Source organism: Nocardia sp. NPDC055050 (assembly GCF_053608345.1).
The window spans coordinates 13816-40782 of sequence record NZ_JBSGVG010000005.1; the positions used below are offsets into that span (position 1 = coordinate 13816).

Genomic DNA, 26967 nt, shown 5'->3' on the forward strand with positions numbered 1-26967 from the left:
TCCGACCGAGAGAGAGGCCTCGCAATGGCTGCCAAGCCGACAATCGTTCTGGTCCATGGATTCTGGGGTGGCGCCGCGCACTGGGCGAAGGTGATCGTGGAATTGAACCGACGCGGTTATCCGGGGCAGTACGCGGTCGAGAACCCGCTCACCTCGCTGGCCGACGATGCCGAGCGCACCAGGAAAATGGTGGCGCAGATCGACGGCCCGGTGCTGTTGGTCGGTCACTCCTACGGTGGCGCGGTGATCACCGAAGCCGGTGATCTGCCCAACGTGGCGGGCCTGGTCTACGTCGCGGCCTTCGCGCCCGACGCGGGGGAGAGCCCCGGTGCGATCAGCGAGCAGTTGCCGCCCGCCGCGTTCGCGAACATCGCGCCGGACTCTGACGGTTACCTGTGGATCGCGCAGGACAAGTTCCACGAAAGCTTCTGCCAGGACCTGACTTCCGAGGAAGCGCTGGTGATGGCCGTGACGCAGAAGGCGCCACTCGGCTCGACGTTCGGTGACACGGTGACCGCGCCTGCCTGGAAGGTGAAGCCCACCTGGTACCAGGTGTCCACCGAGGATCGGATGATCCACCCCGACAACGAGCGGCGGATGGCCGCGCGGATGAACCCGCGCAAGACCATCGAACTCGCCGCGAGCCATGCCTCGCTGGCCTCGCAGCCTGGCGCGGTCGTGGATCTGATCGACGCGGCCGCGCTGGACATCGCGGGCTGACCCGGCTTCGTCGCCGCGCTACTCCGGCGCCACGCTGATCGCGCGGGAGTAGCGGGCGGCGATCCGGCGTAGGTGCTCGGTCAGTTCGGGGCCGCGTTCGATGTCGAAATCGGTGTCGAGGGCGCCGAGGAGGAAGGTCAGGCCGCGCGGGTTGTCGGCGCCGATCTCCAGGCGGCAGGTGTCGGCGTCGATCGGTTCGATGGTGCCGTAGGTGGCGGCCGAGCGCGCTTGTTCGGAGTCGGCGGGGACGTGTAGCCGCACGGTGGCGCGGTAGGGCCAGAGTTGGGCGACACCTTTCGCCACGTGTTGCGCCGCGTTGCCACCGGGGATCTCGCGCGGCGAAAACCGCGGGCCCACCGGGATTGTGGGCTGCATTCTGTCGACGCGGAAGGTGCGCCAGTCGTCGCGGTCGATATCCCAGGCGACGAGGTACCAGCGTGGGCCCCAGGTGACGAGTTCGTGCGGTTCGGTCTCGCGACGCGATTCGCGGTCGCCGCTGCGATAGTCGAATCGCAGGCGTTGACGGTCGCGGCACGCGGCCGCGATGGCGGACAACACCGCCGGATCGACATCGACGCGAGCCCGGCCGGGGGTCTGGACGTTCGAGACCTGCATGGCGTGCACCCGGTGCCGCAATCGCGCGGGCAGCACCTGCTCGAGTTTGACCAGCGCGCTGAGTGCGGTCTCGCCGATGCCGCTCACTCCGCTGATCGACGCTGTGCGCAGCGCGATCGCCATCGCGACGGCTTCCTCGTCGTCGAGCTGCAACGGCGGCAGCTGCGCGCCCGCCTCGAGGTGGTACCCACCGTCGATGCCCTTCACCGCGCGGACCGGGTAGTCCAGCGCGCGCAGCTTGTCGACATCGCGGCGCACTGTTCTGGTGCTCACGTCCAGGCGCGCGGCGAGCTCGTCGCCGGACCATTCGCGCCGGGTTTGCAGGAGCGCGAGCAGCCGAAGCAGCCGCGCCGAAGTTTCTTTCACGAATTCGACTCTGCCAGTTCTATAGGACAGAAGGTGTCCGCTTGTGGTCATAACGTTGTCCTCATGAGCAACGAGATCATCCCGTTCCACCTCGACATCCCGCAGTCCGAGCTGGACTGTCTGCAGGCCAGGCTGACCGACGCGCGCTGGCCCGCCGAGCAGCCCGGCGCCGAGTGGAGTCGCGGTGTGCCGGTCGCGTACCTGCGCGAGCTGGCCGAATACTGGCGCACCTCCTACGACTGGCGCGCGGCCGAGGCGGAACTGAACAAGTTCGCGCAGTTCACCACCGAGATCGACGGCCAGCGCATCCATTTCCTGCACGTACGTTCGGCGAATCCCGACGCCACGCCGCTGATCCTCACGCACGGTTGGCCGGGTTCGGTCGTCGAGTTCCTCGATGTGATCGGTCCGCTCACCGACCCCGCGGCCCACGGCGGCGATCCGGCCGACGCCTTCCACCTGGTGATCCCGTCGCTGCCCGGCTTCGGCTTCTCCGGTCCGGTCGCCGAGGAGGGCTGGGATCCGGCGCGCATCGGCAAGGCGTGGGTGGAGTTGATGAGCAGGCTCGGTTACGAGAGCTACGGCGCACAGGGCGGTGACTGGGGCGCGTTCGTCACGCCGGAGGTGGGGCGCGCGGGCGGTGACAAGGTGATCGGCGTGCACGTCAATGCCGCGACCTTCGGTTACATCCCGTTCGGCCCGGTCTCCGACGACGAGAAGGCGACGATGACGCCCGCCGAGCTCGCCCGGCTGGAGCGCCTCGCCCGGTTCAAGGGCGAGGGCAACGGCTACTTCACGATCCAGGCATCACGCCCGCAGACCCTGGCCTACGGCCTGCACGATTCGCCGATCGGCCAGCTCGCGTGGATCGTGGAGAAGTTCAAGGAGTGGACGTTCCCGGCCGCGGGCCTGCCCGAGGACGCGGTGAACCGGGATCGGCTGCTGACCAACGTGATGCTGTATTGGCTCACCGGCACCGCGGGTTCATCCGCCGCGCTGTACTACGAGGCCACCCACGTCCGCTCCAGGGAGACCACGCCGCTGACCACGCCCGTCGGCGTCGCGGTCTTCGCCGAGGACATCGCGATCCGGCGCTACGCCGCCGCCGACATCGTGCACTGGTCGGAGTTCGATCGAGGCGGCCACTTCGCGGCGATGGAAGTGCCGGACCTGCTGGTCGGCGACATCCGCGCGTTCTTTCGCGGACTGCGCTGAGTCAGCGGTCCCAGGGCGGTGGTCGCGGGGCGCCCACGGCAGGTCGAGATCGGCGGCGTTGTCGGATGCGGGTGGGACTCGATCATCGGAATGCTGAGCCATGGTTCCTCCTCGGGCGCTGGGTGGCCGAGCGGCGTCGCGACGTCATGGAGCACTGCTGGCCATGATAGCAATCGGCCGTCTACCAGTGGTTTTCTCGATCGAGCCGGCGGCGTCGACCCCTCGTCGGCGCCGCCTGGTCCGTTCAGCCGAGCGCGGCCAGACCGCGGCGATCGATCTTGCCCGTGGGCGTGCGGGGCAGTTCGTCGACGAACAGCACGTCGCGGGGAGCCTTGAAACGGGCGAGATGGGTTTTCACGTAGTCGCGCACGGTCTCGGCGTCCATCTCGCCCGCGGGCACCACGAACGCGGCGAGCCGCTGACCGAATTCCTCGTCGGGGACACCGATCACGGCCGCTTCGGTGATCGACGGGTGCCGGTAGAGCAGGTCCTCGATCTCGCCGGGGAAGACGTTCTCACCGCCGGAGACGATCATGTCGTCATCGCGTCCGTCGATGAAAAGCCTTCCGCCGGAATCGAAATGACCGAGATCGCCGGTGCTCATCAAACCGCCACGGAGTTGCTTGGACCCGCCACCGGAGTAGCCCTCGAAGGCGATGGTGTTGCCCACGTAGACGGTGCCGACCGCGCCGGGCTCGGTGATCCGGGTGCCGTCGGCGTCGTAGAGCGCGACGGTGATCCCGACCGGGGGTTTGCCCACGGTGCCCGGTGCGGCGATCCAGTCTCGCGGGGTCGCGATGGTGGCCGTACCGGTTTCGGTGCAGCCGTAGAAGTTGTAGATCACCGGGCCGAAGGTGTCGATCGCCCTGGTGCCCAACGCCGACGGCAACGCCGCTCCGGCGGTGAACACGATTCGCAGGGAGCTGGTATCGGTGGTGGACAACGGCTTCGGGCCCAGATCGAGGACGCGGCGCAGCATGGTCGGTACCAGCACGACCATGTCGGCGCGATGCTCGGCGATCTGGGCGAGCGCGCGGGTGGCGTCGAACCTGCCGTGCAGCACGATCGTCGACCCCAGATTCAGCGAGAGGATGAACTGGGACAGCGCGGTGCCGTGGAACAGCGGCGCGCACAGCAGCACCGTCTGCCCGCGTCGGAGCGGGACCCGGTCGACGAATTGTGCGGCGGCCAAGGGTGATTCGACTCGTCGTGGTGCGCCCTTGGGCGTCCCTGTGGTGCCGCCGGTGAGCAGGACGAAACCGCCCTGCTGTGCGGGGGTGCCGATCGGTGGGGCCTCGGAGCGAATCACGCTGTCCAGCAGGACTATCCGTTCGGGTAGATCCTGAGCCATCGTGGACAGGGCGGGGTCGAGCACGAGTGCGCTGACCCTCTCCCGGTCCAGCACGTCACGCAACTGCGCCGCGCCGAAGCCGGTATTGAGCAGCACCAGTCGAGCGCCGAGTTTCGCGGTGGCGGCCATGGATTCGACGAGCCGCACTCCGTCGGGACAGAGCACGCCGACCGTGTCACCCGCGTCGAGGCCGCCGGCGTGCCAGCTGGCCGCGAGTGCGTCGGTGCGTTGATCGAGTTCCCGGTAACTGACCCGCTCGCCGTCGCAGATCAGCGCGATGCGGTCGGGTGCGCGGCGCGCCGAGGAACGGATCCCACCGGCGATCGGGCCGAACGCGCGCATGGTGCGGGCGGTGCGCAGGATCTGCGCGGGACGACGCGGATCGATGATCCCGGCCCGTGCCAGGGCGCGGATCTGGCGTAGCGAGGTCTTGGCGGCGCTCAACATACTCGCGGCCCCGGGTCGGCGCCCGCGGTGACCGCGAGCAACCAGGCGACCGTGCCCAGTTCGGGGACGATCTCGGCGCTGATGTGCTCGGAGAACGGCACCCGGATCATCCGCATGTTCACGCCGCGGGCGCAGTAGTCGGCGGCGATCTTGTCGATCGCCAGTTCGGCGGGCAGCAGTTGATCGGTGGTCGAATGCCACATCAGCAGCGGCATATCGGGGGTGTTCTCGGGTCTGCCGAAACTCGCGGCGGACAGTGCGGGTCGCGCGGCGGCCAGCGCGGCCTCCGGATCGGTCAGGTACTGCGTCATCGGGCGGAGCAGGGTGGTCGCCACGGAGGTGTAGAGACAACGTTCCCGCAGGTCGTCGGCCACTCGGCGGCCTTCCGGAGTCAAGTATCGCTGTAGTTGGGCGTCGAAGTCGGGGTATTCGCGAGCCAGTCCGAGCACGGCGAGCCAGCCGGTGAAGTTGGCTTGCGGCTGCTGTCCCGAGATCGCGAACGGGGCGATCGCAACCTTGTCGCCGGGGATTCCGCCCTGCGCGCTGCCCTTGATGTCGAGCTCGGGAGCGTAGTGGCGGCGTTGCTCGGCGGCCGAGGCGGACGCGTTGCCGCCCCCGGAATAGCCCCACAGCCCCACCGGTGCGGCGTCGAGCCCGAGACCGCCGCGCTGGGCCGCGCGAATGCCGTCGAGCACCATCCGGCCCTCGCTGGGCGACATGATCGTGTTCTCTGTGCCGTCGAAATCGGTGACCACCACGGCCGCGCCCGCCGCAAGGAACTGGCTCATGATGGCCACCTCCTTCTGGATGCCCGCGCGCAGGGTGTAGGACGGATTGCACTGGCGGCCGAGGCTGTCGATCGCCTCCTGATACGAAATCAGCGGGCGCGCACCGGGACCCGGCCACGGGATGCCCGGCATCAGCACGGTGGTGGCGGTGGCGATCGGGTTGTCGTGTACGTCGGAGCTGCGGAGCAGGAGCTGGGTGGTGTGTACGGGAGCCGGGAGGCCGAGCACGTGGGTCTGCACCACCCGGCTGCGGATCACGTCGCCGTTGGCGTAGCCGGCGAGGTCGGCCGGATCGGCGTACCAGGGGTCGTGCTGCGGTGTGGGGATCGGCACGACCGCCGGATACACCTGCGCCTCGTTCGGCAGTGGCGGCAGTTCGAAATCCTGGGCGCCCGCCGGACCCCCTGCCGCCAGCGCCGTCATCGCGAGCAGGGGCAGGGCTCGGGCGCCGAGCCGTCGGAGCCGGGGCGACCGGCAGGTGGCCGTGCTGCGCTGCATGGCATCTCCTTCGATAGGTGATGCTGATTACAGCATGACGTCTTGTTGAGAACAAGAGTTCTTGTTTATATTCGGCAATCTGTAGGCTGAGCTGCGTGACGTCGACCGACAAGAGCCAAGTCCGCTCCCGGCGCATCCAGGGCCTGGACGCCGAACAGCGCCGCGCGCGCAGGCGCGAACAGATCCTGGCCGCCGCCTTCGACCTGATCGCCGCCGAGGGCTACGTCAACACCGCGATCGAGCAGATCTGCCAGACCGCCTTCGTCGGCAACAAGGCCTTCTACGAGCTCTTCGACAGCAAAGAACACTGCTATCTGGCGTTGCTGCAGCAGCAGAGCGAACGCGCGCAGGACAGGGTCGCCACCGCGCTGTCGGAATCCCCGGGCACCCGCGACGAGGTGGTCGCCGCCGTGATCGGCGCCTTCGCCCACTCGATGGTCGACGACCCCCGGGTAGCGAAGGTGACTTTCGGTGAGGCCAGCGGCATTTCGGCGAAGGTCGAACAGCAGCGGCGCGTCAACCGCCGCTGGGCCGCCCAGTTCCTCGAAACCCTGTGGCGCGAATACGGATTCGTGCCCCCCGCGGGAATCGGCGTCGACCTGCACGCCCTCGCTGTCTCCGCGATCGGCGGCCTGTTCGAAACCGTCGCCGACTGGCTCCACACCGACGCGGGCGCGACAGGCGACATCGACGTCCTGATCAGAGATCTCACGGCCTTCATCGAGATCGTGCACCTGGGACTGGCCGCCGCCGCGGACCGTTCAGGGCACTGAGGTCGCTGTGCGGCGCCTGTGGTCAGGGCGCGAATCCGATCAGCTGTCGGCCTGCGGATTTGTCGGTGAAGGGGACCAGGATTATGCCGGGTGCGGCAATGATCTGGGAAGCCTGTCCGGATCCGAGTGGTACCGGGGATGGGTTCTCGGCGAGGTCTTCTCGCCGCCAGGTACGCAATTGCTCCCCGCTGACAGTGACCAGTTCTTCGGTCAGCAGCATCGAGTCGGACGGTTTCAGGCTGACCGATCGTGCTACGGGGTCGGCCCGTGACCGAGCTGGATCCCCACCCTCCGACAGAGTGATTCCGGTATCCCCGGAGATGGTGACGACCGTGCCGGTCGCGGGATCGAGGGCGATCACCTCGACATGGCCGGCTGTGACGGCGGCAATGCTGAGCAGTTCGGGAGAGGTGACGACCAGGTGGTCGAGCGGTGCGTTCCGGTAGCGCCAGTCGACCGACAGCGCGTCCTTGCGCACGGAAACCGTCGGTGCGCGATCGGGGTCGGGGTTGGGGAGATCCCGCTTCGCGATCTGCGTGCCGGTAGCGGGATCGAGTGCGAGAACGGTGGTCCACGCGGACTCCGCCTTGCGGCAGATCAGGACGTGGTAGACCGCGGGGGCGGTGACCGCGATCTGCGACCCCTTCTTGGCGCAACCCTCGGGTGGGGCAGGTTCGGACCACATGTGTCGCCCGGTGCGAGCGTCGTACCGGGCGAAGTTACCGAGCGAAACGCCGAAGAGTTCGTCATCGACCAAGGCAAGCGCGGTTTCGCCGGCGGTGCCGAAGCCTCGGGCGACTCGCATCTCGGATCGGCTGTCATCGGCGAATTCGGATTCGGTCCAGAGCTTTTCGCCGGTGGTGGCGTCGAATGCGATCCACCCCAGGTGGTTCCAGCTGGTGACGACAACATTCTCGGCCGGGATGGACAGCAGGTTTTCCGCGCGGTGGAAAACACCGCTTTCGGCGGCGTCCGGCCGTAGGTAGTTCCAGCGGAAAGTGCCCGTCGCTCCGTCATAGGCCGTGATGCCGGCTGTGGTGCCGACGACGAAGCCGGGACCACCGACGACTGTGCTGCTTCCTTCCTCCAGGTCCATGCGAAATCGCTCTTGCCCCAGTCGATTCGGGATGGGCGGTGCGACTACCGAAGCGGCGGTGCGATGGTCGACGGACCGGTCGTCGTCACCGGCCCGCAGCGCCGCGCCGGTGGCAAGCGCGCATAGCAGCAGGCCGATCGTGGCAGGCACCGCGATCGTGCGCGTCGTCGGTGTGAAACGTGGTGCGACGGTGAGGGGATAGCAGAGGGCAAGGATGCCGAGGCACACGAGAACCCAGGCGGCGAGCGCGGTGGGCAGCCGGGGAAAGGCTGTGTAGTGCTCGAATATCTGCTCCGTGACGGACGGAACGTGCAGTTGCACTGTGCGCCCGATGGCGACGGCCGAGACCAGATATATCGTCACGCCGGGGTTGCCGAAACCTGCGGCGCGCAGTCGTCGCGCCGCCAGGAGAACGACAGCGACGACGAGCAGTGCCGCGCCGCCGACCACGATGGCCGACATTCCCAGGGCATCGGGTAGCTCGGCTGGAGCATCGTCTTGTGGCGTGACCGGGTTCGCCGCGGCGAGGAACCGACTGTAGAGGCCGAGCGTGACGCCACCGATCAGTACCGCGGTACCGAGGGCTGCGGTCAACGTTGCCAGCCGCGAACAGTCCGGTAGCCGTGGCAAAGACGTAGTGCGGCTGTTGTTCATCGACCCTCCCCAGCGATGGCGCGACAGAGTCGCGTCCTGAGGATAGCGGGCTCACGGCTACCCGACCGTTCGGCGTCAGTACCCGCGGACTCGTCAGCGGGGTGCTGGCCCGCCGGGTGGCGGGCCGCCCGGCGCGCCGTTGCCCGCGGGCGGCGAGCCAGGGAAACCATTGTCGGACTGGGTGTTCTGGGATTTGGCTGCTACGCCGATGGTGAGTGCGACGGACAGGCCGGTGGCCGGGGTGCCGGTGACGGTTGCTAGTTCGGCGTCCCAGCCGTCGCCGAAGACGCCGTCGGAGGCGAGGGTCACGCCGGACAGGTTGCGGGTGCTGTTCACGTATCCGGAGTCGGCGTCGAAGACGGCGGTGCACGCGTCTTGGGGGAGGGCGATCTGGGAGGTGAGGCGGGCGTTGTCGCCCGCGACCGCGGTGGCGAGGGAGTCGTAGACCTCGAAGTGGATGTGGGGCCAGCGCCCGGCGTAGCAGGCGGGGAAGATCGAGGTGAACCGTACGGTGCCGTCGTCGTCGGCCACCTGGACACCGCGCAGGTAGTTCTGTTCGGTGGCGCCCTCGGTGTAGAGGGAGTACCGGCCCTCGCGGTCGCAATGCCAGACGTACACCGCCATTCCGGTGCCTGCCGCGTTCTTCACGAGGTCGCGCAGATTCAGCGTGAGTGTCATCGGAACACCCTGGGCGGTACCGGAATACGCGCCGAAGCTGGTGGTGATATCGGAGCGCACCACACCGGATTCGATCAGGACATTGGGTCCGTTGGAACCGTCACCCGGGTAGGGGCCCGCCGTCTCCTGCGGTGCCGCGGCGGGTGTTTGCGCTGACGCGGAGGTGGCACTGCCGGCCGAGCTCGTGCTCGTGCCGGAGCTGTCGGTCGCGGCCGCGCAACCCGCCGCCGCTGCCGCGACCCCGGCGACGCCGAGGAAACTCAGCGCTCGCCGCCGTGACATCACTCGAAGATCGTGCCCGAGTCCCAGATCGTGCTCGCCCATAGCTGCTCCTTCGCTGCCTTGTTGCCGACCACGCTAAGCAGGTGGACTGCGCTGGGACTGCGAAGATGCTGGGAGTCAGCTGGGAGTCAATCGGTGACGTAACCGTTGAGGCTGTTGCGCAGGTCGGTGAGGACCGCGCGGGCGGCGGTGAGCCCTGTGGTGTGCCAGATCTTGTCGTCGACCGCGAAGACCCGCTTGTCGGTCGAGGCGCCCAGTTCCTCGAACTGGTCGGAGCGCAGGACCTGTTTGCCGTGTTTCTCGCCGTCCGGGCCGTCGAACATCACGTAGATGATGTCGCCTTCGGCTTTGGTGGCGAGGTCGGCTTCGGTGATGTCGAAGGACGGTCCGCGCTGGGCGGTCGGACGCTGGACGCCGACATCGGACAGGACGTGGGCGGCGAAGGTTTCGGCGCCCTGGACCTGCGTGGTGTCGGCGGTGAAGCGCAGCACCGAAGCTTGGGACTGGCGCGCGTTCAGTGCGGGGCCGAGGTCGTGCGCCTCGGTGAGGTAGTTCTGCAGGGCGGTTTCGGCGGCATCGTTGCGGTTCATCCCCGCGGAATAAGCGGCGAAATCGGACTGCCAGCTGCCGCCCGCACCGATCAGCACGGTGGGCGCGATCTTGCTCAGCGCCTCGTACCCGCCCGCGGCCGGTGCGACGTCGCCGAGGATCAGATCGGGCTTCAGCTCGGCGATGCGAGCCGGATCGGGCTGACCGATCGGTCCGATGCTGGGCACCTTCACCACGCCGTACCCCAGGTACATCGGCTGCGAACGGTCGCCGTCGAGGGTCACCGCGCCCGCGACCCGCTCCCACAGACCGACCGCGCAGGCCGCGTCGAGCGCCGAGGTGGTGAGCACGACGATGCGTTGCGGGTCGGCGGGAACCTGCGAGGTACCGGCGGTGTGAGTCACCGTTCGGGTGCCGCCGGGGCCCGCGTCGGGCGCACTCGGCAACGGGCACGCGGTCGCGGTGTCGCGATCGGCCCCGACCACGCCCGCACCGGCGATATTCGTGGTGGTGCGGATGATCGTGCTCGCGTCGTCGTGCTTGTCCGCGCATCCCGCGGTGAACACGGCGGCGCACAGCACCGCGGCAGCCACGACGAAGCCGCGTGAGCGGACGCGCCCGCCCTGCTCTGCGGTGCGACGGAATCGGGTGCGGTTTCGGACGCTCGCCAGCATGCGCACGAGGGTACTGCGTAGCCGACGGCGTGAATGCCGCGGGCCGAGCTACCGGCGGCTCGCGCGCCGGAAGCCGACGGCGGCGGGCACGGCGAACACCAGGAGCGCGGCGCCGGACCAGGCGAGGGTGAGCAGCAGCGGTACGGCGATGGGACCCTTGTCGGACAGTCCGCGCATCGCGTCGACGGCCACCGACATCGGCTGGTAGCGCACCACCGGCTGAATCCAGGTCGGGAAGGCGACGAGCGGCACGAATCCGGTGCTGAAGAACATCATCAGCGAGGCCAGGATCGTGATGCCCTCGACCAGTGAGGCCTTCGCGCTGTAGACGGCGACGGCGGTGACCATGGTGGCGAAGGCGAGGCCGAACACCACGGGGATCGCCAGGAATACCAGGCCGGCCAGTGGACCGTGGTGGAAGCGGAACCCGAGCAGGTAGCCGACGATCAGCACCGTCACGGTGCCGAGCAGGATCCGGCAGCCCTCGGCGAGGATGCGCGAGATCAGGCCCGACGCACGATGCACGGGCAGCACCCAGAATCTGGCCAGCAGACCCGCGTCGCGTTCACGCCCGAGCAGCACGCCGCTCGCGACGGCGCCGGACAGCGCGCCGACGAGGGCGACCATCGGCACCGAGCCGTAGAGGGCATCGTCGCCGGTGAACTTCTCGATCTGACCGCCCACCACGATATTGAGCATCACCAGCAGCAGACAGGGGATGAGCAAGGTCTCGAGCAGCGTGACCGGGTTGCGTGCCCAGCGCACCAGCAGCCGCTCGGTCTGGATCAGTGTGTGCCGCAGCAGCGACACCGCCGAGGTCTCCGAGTGTTCTGCCATCAGGCCCTCCTGGAACTCAGCCGGATGGCCACCGGCGCGCAGATCGCCAGCATCGCGGCCAGCCAGAGCAGCGACGGGGTCACCAGCGACCAGGTCACCGTCCCGGCGTTGCCCTTGGTGTCACCGGCCAGCGCGCGCAACACGATCGCGAACTGGGAGACCGGTTGATTGCGCACGAACCACTGGATCCACTCCGGGAACTGGCTCGCCGGTGCGAGACCGGTCGAGAGCATGCCGAAGATCAACGGGGGCAGCAGCAGCGCCTGCGAGGTGGCTTCGGGGCTCTTGGACAGCGTGCCGATCACATCCGCGCCGAGGGTGAACGCGAGTCCGATGAGTACCGAGAATGCCAGATAGCCGAGGGTGTGCGCGGCGTCGAGCCGGAATCGGAAGCCGATCACATAGCCCGCGGCGATCCCCGCGGCCAGCGCGATCAGCAGCCGGAACAGGTTGGCCGACATCCGCGCCGCGACCGGAACCAGCGGGCGCAGCGGCATCGCGCCGAAGCGGCGGTTGAGGCCCGCCACGGAATCGGTGGCCGAGCGGAACGCCGCCGAGATGGCGGTGAACGCGGCGGCCTGCAGGATCACCAGCGGCATCATGTATTGGGCGTAACTGCTGAAACCGTTGCCGGAGAACGTCATCACCGTTTTCAGCGGGATGTAGAAGCTGGCCGTGAAGGCCGCGGGCGCGAGCACCGAGGCGAGGAACTCGCCGGTCTTGATCGAGGGCACGATCAGCCGGGTGCTCAGGACCCACCACTGCTGCACCGTCTCCGGTGTCGCGCGCACGGAGGTGTTCCAGGTGATGGCGGTCATGGGGTGGCCGCCGATTCGTCCTCGGTCGAGGCGAGGTGACCGGTGAGCTGCAGGAACACATCGTCGAGTGAGGGCCTGCGCAGGGCGATGTCGACGAGTTCGACCGAGGCGTTGTCGAGTCGCCGCAGGGCCTCGGCGAGTGTCTTGGCACCGTCGGGCGCGGGGATGGTGATGCGATCCGATTCGGGAGTGAGCGCGGCCAGGTTCTCCGCGGGAAGCAATGAGCCGAGCGCGGCGACGATGGTGGGTAGCCCTTCCAGATCCAGCGGCACGATCTCGCAGTAGCTTCCGCCGGTGCGGTGTTTCAGCTCGTCGGCGGTGCCGGAGGCGATCACCACGCCGTGGTCGATCACGATGATCTGGTCGCTGAGCGCGTCGGCCTCCTCCAGATACTGAGTGGTGAGCAGGGTGGTGATCCCCGCGGTCTTGAAGCTGCGCACCAGATCCCAGACGCCCTGTCTGCTGCGGGGATCGAGGCCGGTGGTCGGTTCGTCGAGGAAGACGACATCGGGTCGCACCACGAGACCGCACGCGATGTCGATGCGGCGCCGCATGCCGCCCGAATAGGTGCCGACGCGCCGATTCGCCGCCTTCTCCAGATCGAATTCGCCGAGTAGTTCCCTGGCCCTGACCTGCGCCGCCGGTTTGCGCAGCCCCATCAGCCTGCCGAACATGACGAGGTTCTCGTAGCCGCTGAGCATGTCGTCGAGCGCGGCGTACTGCCCGGTGAGCATGATGCGTTTGCGCACCGCGGCGGGGTCGGCGACGACGTCGTGGCCTGCGACCACCGCCCGCCCGCTGTCGGGCGTGACGAGGGTGGACAGGATGTTCACCATCGTCGTCTTGCCCGCGCCGTTGGGGCCGAGGATGCCGAGCACCTCACCGGGGGCGGCCTCGAAATCGACGCCGCGCAGCGCGTGCACGTCGCCGAAGGACTTCTCGATCCCTTCGACCACGACGCCGCCGGTGCGCGGGTTGCTCTGCACGAGAGTGTGTTCGACGCTCATATCCGGTCTCCTGCTTCCAAGTGGTCATCGAGCAGTGGCGAGATGATCGACAGTGCGTAGGGATTGGTCATGTCGTCGTGGGTCACGTCGACGTCGTGGTCGGTGATGTCGCCGGTGACGTAGGGCCGCCAGCCGTCGGGGCCCATCCATTCGGCGGGATCGACCGTGGCGCGGAAATAGACGACGTCGCCGTGGTAGACCGGGCGCTGATATCCGGTCCGGGTGCCGGCGGAGGCGTTGTAGGAGCCCGCCATGCGCTCGATCGTGGCCGCGTCGATGAGCTCGACCCCGCCGAGCCTGGCGGTGATGAGCTCGGCCGCTTGTTCGGCGGTCGATTCGGCGGGCACGTCGTCGATGCCGAAGATGGCGCCGAAGGTATTGATGAAGGCGCCCGGCGAGAGCCGCTCGATGGTGTCGCCGTCGATGTCGGCGGTATCGGTGTCCAGCAGTGCCACGACGCCGACCTGCTCGCCCGCCGCCTGCAGTTGCACCGCCATGGCCTGGGCGATGAGTCCGCCGAAGGACCAGCCGAGCAGGTGATAGGGGCCGCTCGGCTGCACCGCGCGGATCTCGCGCACGTAGCGCTGCGCGAATTCCTCGATGGAACGGGCGGAGGGTTCGCGGCCGCTGAGGTCGGGTGCTTGGAGCCCGTAGATCGGGCGGCCCGGCCGGAGCTGTTCGGCGAACCCCAGGTAGCTCCACGACATTCCGGAGGAGGAGTGGACGCAGAACAGCGCGGGTCGATCGCCGTCGGGGCGGATCGGTAGCAGCACGTCGAGACCGAGTCCGGTCGGTCCGGGCTCCGCGACCGCTGCCGCGCGCGCGGTCATGGCGGCGGCTTCGTCGGCCGAAGCGAGCTGGGCCGCGGGGGTTTCGGCGAATCGCGCCGCCGCGTCGAGTGCCTCGACCCACAGCTGCGCGAGTTCGGCGACGTCCGCACGATCCAGCAGCTGTGCCGCGTAACCGAAGTCGGCCTGTAGCCGGTTGCCGACGACCATGGCGTTGATATCGATCGGCGACATGATCGGCACCTCCGGATGCTCGGCCGCCTCGAGCTCACCGAGCGCGTCGGTCGGTAGCCAGCCGAGACCTTCCAGGCCGGGCGGTGTGTCGACCGAGGTGTGCCTGCCCAGGTAGTTCACACAGATCTGGCCGGGGAGCCGGGTCGGAAGATGCTCGGCTGCTTCGGGATTCAGGTAGCGCAGCAGGCTGAATCCGATGCCCTTGTCGGGCACCGCGAGCAGATCGTGCTTGACCCGGCGGATGGCCGCGCCCATGGCGGGGCCGCCCGCCAGCGCGTCGTCGATGTCGATGTCGGTGAGATCGAGGCGCACCGGGTACAGGTTGGTGAACCAGCCGATGGTCCGCGACAGATCGGCGCCGGGCACGACTTCTTCCTGTCTGCCATGGCCTTCCAGACGCAGCAGCGCCGAGGGTTCGTCCACGCCTCTGCGCGCACGCCAGCGCACCAGCGCCACGGCCAGGGTGGCGAACAGCGCGTCGGTGACACTGCCCTGGAACAGGCGGGGCAGGGTGGTGAGCAGCGCTGTGGTGGTGTTGTCGTCGACCTCGATGTCGAGGCGGCGGACGGTCTGGCCCTGGTCGGTGCCTGGATCGAGGTGACGGGCGCCGAGCAGCGGGTCGGGGCCGTGCACCACCGCTTGCCAGTACGGGAGTTCGGCGCGGCGCCGCTCGGAACGGGCCTGCTCGGTCATGGCGTGCGACCAGCGCCGCATCGAGGTGCCGATATCCGGGAGGATCGGGGTGGCGCCCGCCGATACCTGGGCCCATGCGGCGATCAAGTCCTGCACCAGGATTCGCCACGACACGCTGTCGATCGCGAGATGGTGCGCGACGATGATCAGGCGTCCGGGCCCGGTGTGCGCGCCGGCGTCGCCGACCGGATCCAGCCACACGAACTGCAGGACGACCCCGTCCGCCGGATTCAGTCGGTTCATCGCGGAGTCGAGCTCGGTCTGGGCGTATTCGCGCAGCTCGATCGGGTCGATGGCGGCGTCGAAGGCCGTGCGGTGCACCAGTGCGTCGACCTCGATCGAACCGGGGTCGGCCACGCGCAGCCGCCAGCCGTCCTCGGCTGCCCACAGGCGGGCTCGCAGCATGTCGTGCCGGTCGATCACGGCCGAGACAGTGGCGACGAGTTGCGCGCGTTCGATGCCGACGGGCAGTTCCAGCACCGCGGTCTGGGCGAACCGGTCGAAGTCGCCGCCGCGTTCGACCATGTAGTGCACGATCGGTGTCAGCGGCAGGTCACCGGTGCCCCCACCGGGCAGTTCGGCCAGCGCTTCCACCGTCTCGGCGGCATCGACGGCCGCACCGAGCGCCGCCACCGTGCGGTGTTCGAAGACCTGCAACGGCGTGCAGTGCACGCCGCGCAGCTTCGCCTGGGTCACGAGCTGGATGGCCAGGATGCTGTCGCCGCCGAGGGCGAAGAAGGAGTCGTCGATGCCGACCCGTGCGCGACCGAGCAGTTCGGCGTAGACCTCGGCGAGTACCAGCTCGGTCGGCGTCTCCGGTGCGCGGTACGGGGTGTCGTCGGTGACGAACACCGGCTCCGGCAGTGCTTTTCGGTCGAGTTTGCCGACCGCGTTGATGGGGATCTCGTCCAGCACCACGAACGCGGCGGGCACCATGTACGCGGGGAGCGTGTCGGCGGCGAGGGCGCGGATATGTGCGATGTCGAGGTCGGCGCCGGGCATGCGCACCAGGTAGGCGGCGAGGGCGGTGGCGCCGGTGGGCCCCGGAACACCCAGCGTCACCGCGAGATCGACACCGTCGATGGCGCCGAGCACCGCATCGATCTCGCCGAGCTCGATGCGCTGGCCGCGCACCTTCACCTGGAAGTCGGTGCGGCCGAGGTATTCCAGCGCCAATCCTGGAGACGTGCCAGCGGGGTTCTCGGACAGGGCGGGGCTGTCGGACCGAGTGGCGCGGACGCTGTGTACCGGGGTGTTCGTGCGAGTCCACCGGACCAGATCACCTGTGCGATAGAGGCATTCGCCGGGCAGGCCGAAGGGGTCGGCGATGAATCGGGCTGCCGTCAAGCTCGGCCGCGCGTGGTAGCACCGCGCGAGCGCGGTGCCCGCGAGGTACAGCTCACCCGCGACGCCGACGGGTACCGGGCGCAGGCGGTCGTCGAGGACGAGTGCGGACGCACCGCGAACGGGAGCGCCGATGGTCACCGGCTCCGCAGCGGACAGCGGCGCGGAACCTGTTGCCCAGATGGTGTATTCGGTCGGGCCGTACAGGTTGACCATCGTCCGCCCGCCGGCGCCGCCGCACCAGCGCGCGACGAGATCGGGGCCGACCGCCTCACCCGCGACCGCGAGCACCCGCAGGCTCGACACGTCGGCGGGATCGATGGTGGCCAGTGCCGACGGCGTGATCACCATGTGGCTGACCTGCTCGGCGGCGATCAGTTCCGCGAGGGGGGCGCCGCCGAAGACATCCGGCGGGGCGATCACCGAGGCGCCGCCGCAGCCGAAGGCCATGAGCGCCTCGAAGATCGACGCGTCGAAACTCGGCGAGGCCACCTGCATCACCCGGGCGTGTTCGTCGAGGGCGAGGTCGGTGCGCTGGGAGGCGACCAGGTCGGCCAAGCCTCGATGGGTGACGGTGACGCCCTTCGGGGTACCGGTGGAGCCGGAGGTGTAGATCATCCAGGCCGGGTTCTCGACCCTGATCGGAACCGGCAGTTCCGCGGGGGTGAGGTCCGCGTCGTCGGTGGCGCCCACGCGGGTGGCGAAGCCGGGGTCGTCGAGGATCAGCCAGTGGGTGGTGTCGGACAGCTGCGGCCGGTATGCGGCGAGGGTGATCCCGACTCGCGCGCCGGAATCGGAGAGCATGTGGTCGATGCGGTCCGCCGGATGTTTCGGGTCGACCGGCAGAAACGCCGCGCCCACCTTCGCCGCGGCCCAGATGCCGACGTGGAGCTCGACACACCGGGGGAGACCGAGGGCTACCACAGATTCCGTGTGCGCTCCCGCCTCGATGAGCAACCTGGCCAACTGATTCGACCGGGCGTGCAGCGCACCGTAGGTGATCGTGTCGGATACCTGTGTGGGTTGTGCCGCGGCGTCGGCGGAGGTGGGCTCGGTCGGGGAGATGGTGCCGGTGGCCCGGGTCGCGGTGGCCGTCGCAGTGCCGGCAACCAGGGCTGGTCGGTCGGGGAAGGTCGCGGCGGTGGCGGTGAGCAGGTCGGCCAAGGTCGTCGTGCCCGCGGTAGCGGGGCCGTGGACCGGGACGAGTTCCGCGCGTTCGGATTCGGCGAGGAGGTCGATATCGGCGAGGCGGATGTCGATGTCGGTGAGGACGGTGGCGAGCACCTGCCGCCATCGGGTCGCGAACGAGGTGACGGTGGCGGCGTCGAACAGATCTGTCGCGTAGGTGAGGACGCCGTCGATGCCCGCCGGGCCGGTCTCGTCGAACCGTTCGCGCAGGTCCAGGGTGAGGTCGAAGGCCGAGGATCGGCGGTCGAAGTCCTCGACCTCGAAACGCAGCCCGGGCAGTTCGAGCACCGGTTCGATGAAGTTCTGCAGCGACAGCGACACCTGGAACAGCGGGTGATGGGCGGTCGACCGGGTGGGGTCGAGTGCCGCGACGAGCTGCTCGAACGGTACGTCGGCGTGGCCGAAGGCGTCGAGGTCGGTGTCGCGGACGGTGGCGAGCAGCTGCCGGAAGCCGGTGCCGGGGTCGACCGGCGTGCGCAGGGCGAGGGTGTTGACGAACATGCCGACGAGATCGTCCAGCGCGGCCGCACCGCGACCCGCGATCGGCGTGCCGATGACGACATCGCCGGTACCGGCGAGCCGGGCCAGCAGCACCGCGAGGGCGGCGTGGACGACCATGAAGACGCTGACATTGTTCGCGGCGGCGAAGTCGATCAGCGCACGGTGGGTCTGTTCGTCGACGGTGAAGTCGATATCGTCGCTGCTCATGGTCTGCACCGCCGGACGGGGGCGATCGGTGGGCAGTTCCAGCGCATCCGGTGCACCCGCGAGTGTTTCGCGCCAGTACCGGATCTGCTGTGCTGCCACGGACTCCGAATCCGTCGCGCTGCCGAGAAGCTCGCGATGCCACAGCGCGAAGTCCGCGTACTGCACCGTGAGCGGCGGCTGCGTGGGTGCTGTACCCGACACCCGCTCCGAGTAGGCGGCGACCAGGTCCGCCGCCAGGGGGGCCATCGATGCGCCGTCGGCGCTGATGTGGTGTACGACGAGGACGATGACATGCACTGACACAGGGTCTTCGGATCGATAGGCATTGCGGGGTCCGGTCTGGGCTGGGTGACTGTTGAGGCGGAACAGGCCGACACGCAGTGGTGCCTGACGGGTGAGGTCGAAGCCGGTGCCTGCCAGTTCGTTGATCTGCTCACGCAGTGGCGCGCCGTCTTCGGTGTCGATCAGCGGCATCGACGGAACCGCGGTATCGATGCCGACGACGACCTGACGCGGGCCCTCGGCGTCGGCGGGATAGCGGGTGCGCAGGCTCTCCTGTCGTTCGACCACGTCGGCGAGAGCGCGGCGCATGGCTTCCACATCGAGGGTTCCGGTGAGGCGCAGGGCGATCGCGATGTTGTAGGCCGACGAGTCGGGGTCGAGTTGATTGAGCACCCACATACGCTGCTGGGCGGGGGACAGGGGGATGCGGTCCGGGCGCAGGCGGGGAGCCAGCGCGGGCAGGCCAGGACTGCCCTCGGCGGCGGGGACGACCCGCGCCGACAGTTGGGCGACGCTCGGCGCGTCGAAGAGATCACGCAGCGCGATGGTGGAGCCGAGCGCCGAATTGACCCGGGCGACAACCTTCGTCGCGCTCAGCGAGTTGCCGCCGAGTTCGAAGAAGGACTGGTCGACGCTCACCCGTTCGCTGCCGAGGACATCGGCGAACACCGCGGCGACGGCCTGTTCGATCGGTGTGCGCGGTGCGAGGTAGGACTGCTGGGTGGCCGAGAAGTCCGGTATCGGCAGGGCTTTGCGGTCCAGTTTGCCGACCGGAGTGAGCGGGATATCGTCCAGGACGACGATATAGGCGGGCACCATGTATCCCGGCAGTTCCGCCGCGACCTGAGCGCGCAACCGTTCGGTGTCGAGTGCGACATCGGGCACGGCGAGCACGTAGGACACGAGCACGGTGGCGCCCGCCGGTCCTTCGCGTCCGATCGTCACCGCGTAGTCGACCTCGGCGTCGCGCGAGAGCACCGCGTCGATCTCGCCGAGTTCGATCCGCAGGCCGCGAATCTTCACCTGGAAGTCGCTGCGGCCCAGGTATTCCAGGGTGAGCGCGGCGTTCTCGCCCGTGACCCAGCGCACCATGTCGCCGGTCCGGTACATCCGTTCCCCGGCGACGCCGAACGGGTTGGCGACGAACCGGCTCGCGGTCATCTCGAACCGGTTGAAGTAGCCGCGCGCCAGCGCGGGCCCGGCCAGATACAGCTCACCGGCGATGCCGACCGGCACCGGACGCAACCAGCTGTCCAGCACCACCAGTGTCGCACCGCGAATCGGTCCGCCGATCGTGACCGGTTCGCCGGGGAGCAGTTCGGCGGGACCGGTTGCCCAGATGCTGAACTCGGTGGGGCCGTACAGATTCACCATCCGCCTGCCCGCGGCCCACTTCTCGATGAGCTCGGGGGTGGCCGCCTCACCGGCCACCGACAGCACCCGCAGCTCGGTGAGATCGGTGGGCTCCATCGTCGCCAGCGCCGACGGGGTGATCACCGCGTGGGTGACCCGCTCGGTGCGCAGCAGCGTCTCGAGTTCGCCGCCGCCGTAGACCTCCGGCGGTGAGACCACCAGGCGTCCACCCGCCGCGTGCGCGGTCAGCATCTCGAAGACCGAGGCGTCGAAGCTGGGGGAGGCGACCTGGAGTGCGCTGGCGGTCGGGTCGAGCGCCAGGGTTTCGCGCTGGGCAGCAACGAGATTCGCGATGCCGCGATGGCTGAGCAGAACCGCCTTCGGCTTGCCGGTGGAACCGGAGGTGTAGATCAGGTAGGCCGTGTGGTCGATATCGAGCGGGCCGCCGCGTTCGGCGTCGGTGATCGGCGCGTCCGAGACCAGCATGGCGCGGCGCATGGTGTTCAGGTCGTCGAGCAGCAGCCAGTCGATGGACCCGGGCAGGTCTTCGCCGGTAGCCGTCACGGTGACGCCGATCGGGGCCTTCGAATCGGTGAGCATGTGCTCGATCCGCTCCACCGGATAGCTCGGATCCAGCGGGACGAAGGCCGCCCCCGTCTTGGCCAGTGCCCACACGGCGACCACCGATTCCAGCGACCGGGTGAGCGCGAGCACGACGAAGATCTCAGGCCCGATCCCGCGGCGGAGCAGGACCCGGGCGAACCGGTTGGACCAGGCGTCGAGGTCGCCGTAACTCATTCGCAGCTCGCCCGAGCTGACCGCGATCGCGTCGGGATCGATGCGCGCGCCTGCGGTGAGGATGTCGGGCAGCGTGCGCATCGGCAAGGGCGGTGGCCCGTGCACCGGTGCCAGCGTGGCCAGTTCGGCGTCGCTGCAATTTCGCAGTTGCGAAACCAGGGTGTGCGGATTCTCGGCGAGTTGGGTGAGCACCCGGACGAACCGGTCCAGGAGTATCTGTGCCGCAGTGGGTTCCAGCTGATCGGCCATGAACTTCACCGTGATGCGCAGGGCGTCGCCCGCACCGGCCTCGCCGCGCAGCGGAATCACCATGAGGTTCAACGGGTACGGCGTCGCGTCGGTGCCCTCGACATCGAGCACCCGCATGCCCGCGATGTCCAAGGCCTGCGACAGCGCCTCCCGATCGATGGGGTAGGACTCGAAAACGGTGAGCGTGTCGAACAATTCGGCCAGCCCGACCACGCGGTGGATGGCGGCGAGGCCGACGTGCTGGTGGTCCATGAGCCGCGCCTGCTCTGCCTGCACGCGAGCAAGCAGGTCGCGGACCTTTTCCGACGGATCCAGCGTCACCCGCACCGGGACGGTGTTGATGAACAGCCCGACCATCTCCTCGACACCGGGCAGCTCCGGCGGCCGACCGGACACCGTGGCGCCGAACACCACATCGGTGCGACCGGTGAGCATGGCCAGCAGTAGCGACCAACCGGCCTGGACCAGCGTGTTCACGGTCGCACCCGCTTCTCTGGCCGCGGATTCGAGTACCGCGACCGTGGCGGAGGACAGATCGTGCGAGAGCATCGCGGTCTCGGTCGACTCGATGCCGACGAGGGTGGGGACGGCGCGGGTCGGCGTGTCGATCCCGGCCATGGCCTGCTTCCACGCCGACAGCGACGCCTCCGCATCCTGGTCTCCGAGCCAGGACAGGAAGTCGCGGTAGGACGGGGCGGGCGGCAACATCGAGGTGTCGCCCGCAGTGACGTACAGGGTGAGCAGCTCCCGCACCAGCAGCGGCGTCGACCAACCGTCCAGCACCAGATGGTGATTGGTCATGATGAGCCGCAACGTTTCCGCGCCGGTCCTGACCAGGGTGAAGCGGAGCAACGGGGGCCGGGTCAGGTCGAAGCGGGTCAGCGCGTCGAGCTCGATCACTCGGTCGAGCTCGCGAGCTCGCTGGTCTTCGTCGGCGATCTCGGTGAGATCTACTTCTTCCCAACGGATCTCGGCGGCGGACAGGACGAGCTGACGCGGGCCGTCGTCGGTCTCGACGAAGGCCACACGCAGGTTCTCGTGCCGATCGACGAGCGCCTGTGCGGCACCGCGCAGCCGGGTGGCGTCGACCGTGCCCGCGAGGGTGAGCAGTGATTGGACCGTGTAACCGTCGGCGGTGTCGGAGTCGTAGAGCGCGTGGAAGAGCAGGCCGTATTGCAGCGGCGAGAGCGGCCAGACGTCGGTGAGCGCCGGGTAGGTGTGCTCCCAGCGCTCGATCTGCGGCTGATCGACCGTGACGAGCGCGAAATCCGAGGGGGTGCGGCCACCCGCGTCGCCGGTCGCGGCATGGGTGACGAGTGCGCGCAGGGCCTGCGACCACAGCTCGGCCAACGCGCGCACGTCGGCCTCGTCGAGCAGTCTGCTCGCGTAGGCCCAGGTGACTTCCAGCCCGGCATCGGTCAGCACCGCGTTGATATCGACGACGGCGGCCAGTGGGGCTCGGTCGTCGTTGGTCGCGGCGAAACGTCGCGGAACCCAGGGATCGTCGCCGGTCACCGCCCTGCCGAGATAGTTGAAGCTCAGCTGGGGTGTCGGCGCGCCGGCCAGTACCGCGGCGGACTCGTCGTTCAGATAGCGGAGCAAGCCGAAGCCCACGCCGCGATCGGGGACCGACCGCAACTGCTCCTTGGCGGCCTTGATCGCCGAACCCGCCGCACGGCCGCCGGCGAACGCGTCGCCGAGATCGATCCCGGTCAGGTCGAGTGCGACCGGGTACACGCTGGTGAACCAGCCGACCGTGCGCGCGACATCGGCGCCGGGCAGCAGGGATTCGTCGCGGCCGTGGCCCTCCAGCGTCAGCAGTGCGCCGGTGCGGTCGCGCCATCGGCATACGGCCATGGCGAGCGCGGCCAGCAGCACATCGTCGGCGCCGCAATGGAACTGCTCGGGCACGCCGTGCAAGACGGTCTGTGCGACGTCCGAAGGCACCGTCGACTGCCACTGCGCCATCGTGGCGACCATGTCGAGGGCGGGGTCGAAGGCGCAGGCGGTCTCCGCTACCGGGTCGGACAGCTCGGAGGCGGTAGCCGGCGCGGCGGTCTGGGCCGTGTCGCCGGACCGATCGGAAAGAGTCGAGGTGGTCGTCGCGCGGTGGGCACTGCGACGGTCGGTGCGGGCGAACGGCGGGTCGGGTGTGGCCAGGATTCGCTGCCAGATCGGCAGTTCGTCGAGACGTGTCGCGGCGTTCTCGGGCTGGCTGTGCGCCCAGCGGCGGAAGGAGGTGCCGACCGGGTCGAGCGTGCCGCCGAAGGATGCGGTCGCCAAGTCCGGCAACAGGATTCGCCAGGAGATACCGTCGGTGACCAGGTGATGCAGGACCAGCCAGCACAGTGGGGCGGCGTCGGCGCGTTCGACCAACACGAACCGGGCGACGACACCCGCGGGGGGATCGAGTAGGTCCGCGGCGTTCTGCAAGGCGCGCTCGACCGCGTCCTCGGTGTCGGCCCGGGTCACCTCGATCAGATCCTCGGCGTCGACCGCACCGGGCTCGGCCACCACCCATTCCCAGCCGTCGGCCGTCGGTCGCAGCGACGAGCGGAGGAGATCGTGCTGGTCGAGCAGCACCTGGAGCGCCGCCGCGAGCCGCGGACGGTCGAAACCGTCGGGCAGCCCGATCAGGACGGCCTGCCCGTAGCGTCCCCAGGTGTCCGGGTGCTCGACCATCGCGTGCACGATCGGGGTGAGCTCCACCGCGCCGACCCCGCCGCCGGGCAGCTCGTCCACCACCGGTACCTGGGTGTCGTCGGCGACAGCGGCCAGCGCGGCGACCGTCTTGCGTTCGAAGACATCGCGGGCGCTGAACGAGATACCGGCGGCCTTCGCCCGCGAGACCAGCTGGATCGACACGATGCTGTCGCCACCGAGCGCGAAGAAACTGTCGTCGACACCGACGGTGCCGAGTCCGAGCACCTCGGCGAAGAGGGCTGCCAACGCTTCCTCGCGCGGCGTGGACGGAGCCCGGCTCGCGACGGTGCGCGCACCGAAGTCCGGTGCGGGCAATGCCTTTCGGTCCACCTTGCCGAGCGGGGTCAGCGGCACCCGGTCGAGCACCATCACCACGGCGGGCACCATATAGGCCGGAAGCGTTTCGCCGACAGCGGCTTTCACCGCTTCTGGATGGACCTCGGTACCCGGCTCGGCTGTGACATAGGCGACGAGCGCGGTGGCGCCGGTCGGCGACTCGGCACCGAGTGTGATCGCGAAGTCGATCTCGGGTAGCCGCTGCAACGCGGCGTCGATCTCGCCGAGTTCGATCCGGTAGCCGCGCACTTTCACCTGGAAGTCGCTGCGCCCCTGGTATTCCAGGGTGACGCGGCCCTCGGCGTCGGTCCAGCGCACCAGATCGCCGGTGCGATACATCCGGTCGCCGGGTGCGTGCGGATTCGCCACGAACCGGCTCGCGGTCAAGCCGCTGCGCCGGTGGTAGCCGCGCGCGACACCGGGGCCCGCGAGGTGCAGCTCACCCACGGTGCCCGCCGGTACCGGGCGCAGCCACGGGTCGAGGACCAGGCCGCAGACGCCACCGACCAGGCTGCCGATCGTCACCGGGGCGCCGGGCACCAGCGGTTCGCTCAGGGTGGTGGTGATGGTCGTTTCGGTGGGCCCGTACCCGTTGATCAGCGAGCGTCCGGCCCATTTCGCCACCAGTTCCGGCGGGCACGCGTCACCGCCGACCACGATCGTGCGCAGGTCGGGCAGCGTCACCGGGTCGAGTGAACCGACAACCGCCGGGGTGACATTGAGATGGGTGACGCGGTGGGTGCGCAGCACGTGCGCCATGTCCTCACCCGCGTAGGCCGACGGCGGGACCACCGCGAGGGTGGCACCGGCGGCCAGCGTCACCACGATCTCCTCGACCGAGATGTCGAAGCTCGGCGAGACCGCGTGGGCGACCACGGAGTCCGGCTCGACCCCGAACCCGGCCCCCGAACTCGCCGCGAGGTTCGCCAGGCCGCGATGCGAGACCAGCACGCCCTTGGGCAGACCGGTCGACCCGGAGGTATAGATGACGTAGGCGACCTGATCCGCCGCGATCGCGGCCGTGCGGTCGGCATCGGTGATCGGCGCGGGGTCATGGGTGGCGAGTTCGGCGGTGATCAACGGGTCGTCCAGCGAGAGCCAATCGACCTTGTCGGGCAGCGACTTTCGCGCCTCGTCGACCGTCAAGCCGGTGACCACCCCGCTGTCGTCGATCATGTGCTCGATGCGATCGTCGGGGTAGGTCGGATCGATGGGCACGAACGGAGCACCGGTCTTGGCCACCGCGACGGTGGCGAGCACGGACTCCGCGGACCGCGGAATCGACAGCGCTACCGCGTGTTCAGGCCCCGCGCCGGCGGCGATCAGCAGGCGGGCCAGGCGATTGGTGTAGTCGTCGACCTCGCGATAGCTCAGTGTGTCGTCGGTACCCCAGCGCAGCGCCACCGCGTCCGGGTCGAGCGCGGCGCCCGCCGCGAGGATCTCGGGCAGGGTGCGCGTCGCGACGCCGGCCGGGCCGCGCGCGGGCACCGAGGCCGCCTGCTCGGCATCCGAGAGAACGGGCACCGTCGACAGCGGGGCTTCCGGCCCGGCGACGAGGAACCGATGCAGGAACAGCAGGAATCGCTCGTGATGGCCCGCCAGGTCGGCGTCGCTGTACAGGTTCGCGTTGCCTTGCAGGTCGATGTGGGTGCTCTCGCCGCCGACGCCCGGGTACAGGTTGACGAACAGGTCGTCGATCAGGCCGGAGGTGAGCACGTGGAGCCGCCCGACGACCGGGCCCAGCGCGATCTTGGTGTCCACCATCATCAGATTCACGGCGGGGCCGAACGAGGCCGCCTCGTCCATCGCCCAGCCGAGATCGCGGACGATGTCCTCCTGGCGGTAGCGCTGGCGTCGCAACGCACCGGTCAGCTCGCTCTGCACGGCGAGAATCGCCGCCCCGACGGTGGTGGTGGGATCGAGGCGCACGCGCAGCGGCACGACATTGGCGAGCATGCCGCCCGAACGACGCAGGGTCGCCGAGGTCCGCGCGGAGACCGGCAGGCTCAGCACCACTTCCGGCGCGCCGGTCATCGCGGCGAGATAGGCGCCGAAGGCCGCGACCACGGTCGGGGCGACACCCGAATTCACCGATGCCGCAACCGAATCCAGCAGGGTTCCGGTCTCCGCGGGTAGCGCGCCCGATACCCGGTTGGGGTGGGCGTCGACCTCGGCGTCGCGGCCGGCGAGCGTCACCGGATCCGCCAGCGCGGCCAGGTGCTCGCGCCAGTAGTCGCGGTCGGTGGTGAAACGGCCGGAGGTGCGGTAGGCGAGATCGGCATCGACGATCTTCTGCAACGGCTCGGCCTTGGTGGCCGGCGGCTCACGGCCGTCGAAGGCGGCGTTGTAGAGCTCGCCGACGCGCTGAACCAGCGCCAGCGCGCCCATCCCGTCCAGCACGATGTGGTGCATGCGCGCGTACCAGAACCAGCGATCCTCGGCGACACGCAGCAGGGCGATGCGGACTAATCGGTCGTGCATCACATCCAGTGGTGCGGTGTACTCGGCGCGCATCCACGCGTGCGCGGCCGCTTCCGGGTCGGGGCGGTCACGCAGATCCAGTTCGGCCACGTCGTCGTCGAGGGTCAGATCGACGACCTGATGGGGGTGGCCGTCGATATCGACCAGCCGCAGATAGCCGGTACCGAACTCACGACCGGTCCGCTGGACCGCGTCGATCAGCAGCGCGAGGTCGACCGCGCCGGACAGCTCCACGTACTGGGCGATGGAGATGGGGGTATCGCCCGCGATGTGCTGGGCGAACCAGATGCCGCGCTGGGCGGCCGACAAGGGAAAAGGGCCTTCGGGTGCGACGGCATCCGACGCATGCGAAGAGGACTGGATCATGAGCGAACCTGCGTTCTCATGTCTGGAGCTGGGCGTTCACCTCTGGTTCCCGACCGTCGGGTAGCTACCTGGTAGG

13 protein-coding genes are annotated in these 26967 nt (G+C 69.0%); 3 read left to right on the forward strand and 10 right to left on the reverse strand.

Going from position 1 to position 26967, the window contains the following annotated elements:
* The first annotated feature begins 24 nt into the window (after positions 1-24).
* On the forward strand, positions 25-720 hold the full coding sequence (locus tag ACWGCN_RS07125; RefSeq protein ID WP_378991512.1) for an alpha/beta hydrolase: 696 nt from the start codon (positions 25-27) through the stop codon (positions 718-720).
* Between the two features lie 18 nt (positions 721-738).
* Here the strand turns inward: ACWGCN_RS07125 and ACWGCN_RS07130 are convergent, their stop codons facing one another.
* Positions 739-1701, reverse strand: coding sequence for a helix-turn-helix transcriptional regulator (locus ACWGCN_RS07130; protein WP_452458345.1), 963 nt, complete (start codon positions 1699-1701; stop codon positions 739-741).
* 63 nt (positions 1702-1764) lie between these two features.
* Here ACWGCN_RS07130 and ACWGCN_RS07135 point away from each other — a divergent pair, with 63 nt between their 5' ends.
* A complete protein-coding gene (locus ACWGCN_RS07135; protein ID WP_378991514.1) occupies positions 1765-2916 on the forward strand; it encodes an epoxide hydrolase family protein in 1152 nt (383 codons plus the stop codon).
* A gap of 244 nt (positions 2917-3160) precedes the next feature.
* Here the strand turns inward: ACWGCN_RS07135 and ACWGCN_RS07140 are convergent, their stop codons facing one another.
* Complete coding sequence (locus ACWGCN_RS07140; protein WP_452458344.1) at positions 3161-4714, reverse strand: AMP-binding protein; 1554 nt, start codon at positions 4712-4714, stop codon at positions 3161-3163.
* Entirely contained in the window at positions 4708-6000 is a 1293-nt protein-coding gene (locus ACWGCN_RS07145; protein WP_452458343.1) for a lipase family protein, read from the reverse strand. Before ACWGCN_RS07145 ends, ACWGCN_RS07140 begins: the two co-directional genes overlap by 7 nt.
* Positions 6001-6095: 95 nt before the next feature.
* Here ACWGCN_RS07145 and ACWGCN_RS07150 point away from each other — a divergent pair, with 95 nt between their 5' ends.
* The gene (locus ACWGCN_RS07150; protein ID WP_387447198.1) at positions 6096-6773 is read left to right on the forward strand and encodes a TetR/AcrR family transcriptional regulator; all 678 of its coding nucleotides are present in this window, start codon (positions 6096-6098) and stop codon (positions 6771-6773) included.
* Between the two features lie 22 nt (positions 6774-6795).
* Here the strand turns inward: ACWGCN_RS07150 and ACWGCN_RS07155 are convergent, their stop codons facing one another.
* The 7 genes from ACWGCN_RS07155 to ACWGCN_RS07185 all read right to left on the reverse strand — a co-directional run bounded on the left by ACWGCN_RS07155 (position 6796) and on the right by ACWGCN_RS07185 (position 26891).
* A complete protein-coding gene (locus tag ACWGCN_RS07155; RefSeq protein WP_452458342.1) occupies positions 6796-8523 on the reverse strand; it encodes an outer membrane protein assembly factor BamB family protein in 1728 nt (575 codons plus the stop codon).
* 93 nt (positions 8524-8616) lie between these two features.
* On the reverse strand, positions 8617-9525 hold the full coding sequence (locus ACWGCN_RS07160; protein WP_379312921.1) for a dioxygenase family protein: 909 nt from the start codon (positions 9523-9525) through the stop codon (positions 8617-8619).
* Positions 9526-9611: 86 nt separating this feature from the next.
* Complete coding sequence (locus ACWGCN_RS07165; protein ID WP_452458341.1) at positions 9612-10706, reverse strand: ABC transporter substrate-binding protein; 1095 nt, start codon at positions 10704-10706, stop codon at positions 9612-9614.
* A 48-nt stretch (positions 10707-10754) separates the two neighbouring features.
* Positions 10755-11543 (reverse strand): ABC transporter permease, encoded by a 789-nt coding sequence (locus ACWGCN_RS07170; RefSeq protein ID WP_378991521.1) that lies wholly within the window; start codon positions 11541-11543, stop codon positions 10755-10757.
* The gene (locus ACWGCN_RS07175; RefSeq protein ID WP_378991522.1) at positions 11543-12361 is read right to left on the reverse strand and encodes an ABC transporter permease; all 819 of its coding nucleotides are present in this window, start codon (positions 12359-12361) and stop codon (positions 11543-11545) included. The genes ACWGCN_RS07170 and ACWGCN_RS07175 overlap by 1 nt, the downstream gene beginning before the upstream one ends.
* Entirely contained in the window at positions 12358-13368 is a 1011-nt protein-coding gene (locus ACWGCN_RS07180; protein ID WP_378633221.1) for an ATP-binding cassette domain-containing protein, read from the reverse strand. Before ACWGCN_RS07180 ends, ACWGCN_RS07175 begins: the two co-directional genes overlap by 4 nt.
* Positions 13365-26891: an amino acid adenylation domain-containing protein gene (locus tag ACWGCN_RS07185; RefSeq protein ID WP_452458340.1), complete on the reverse strand. Its 13527-nt coding sequence runs from the start codon at positions 26889-26891 to the stop codon at positions 13365-13367. The genes ACWGCN_RS07180 and ACWGCN_RS07185 overlap by 4 nt, the downstream gene beginning before the upstream one ends.
* Positions 26892-26967: the final 76 nt, after the last annotated feature.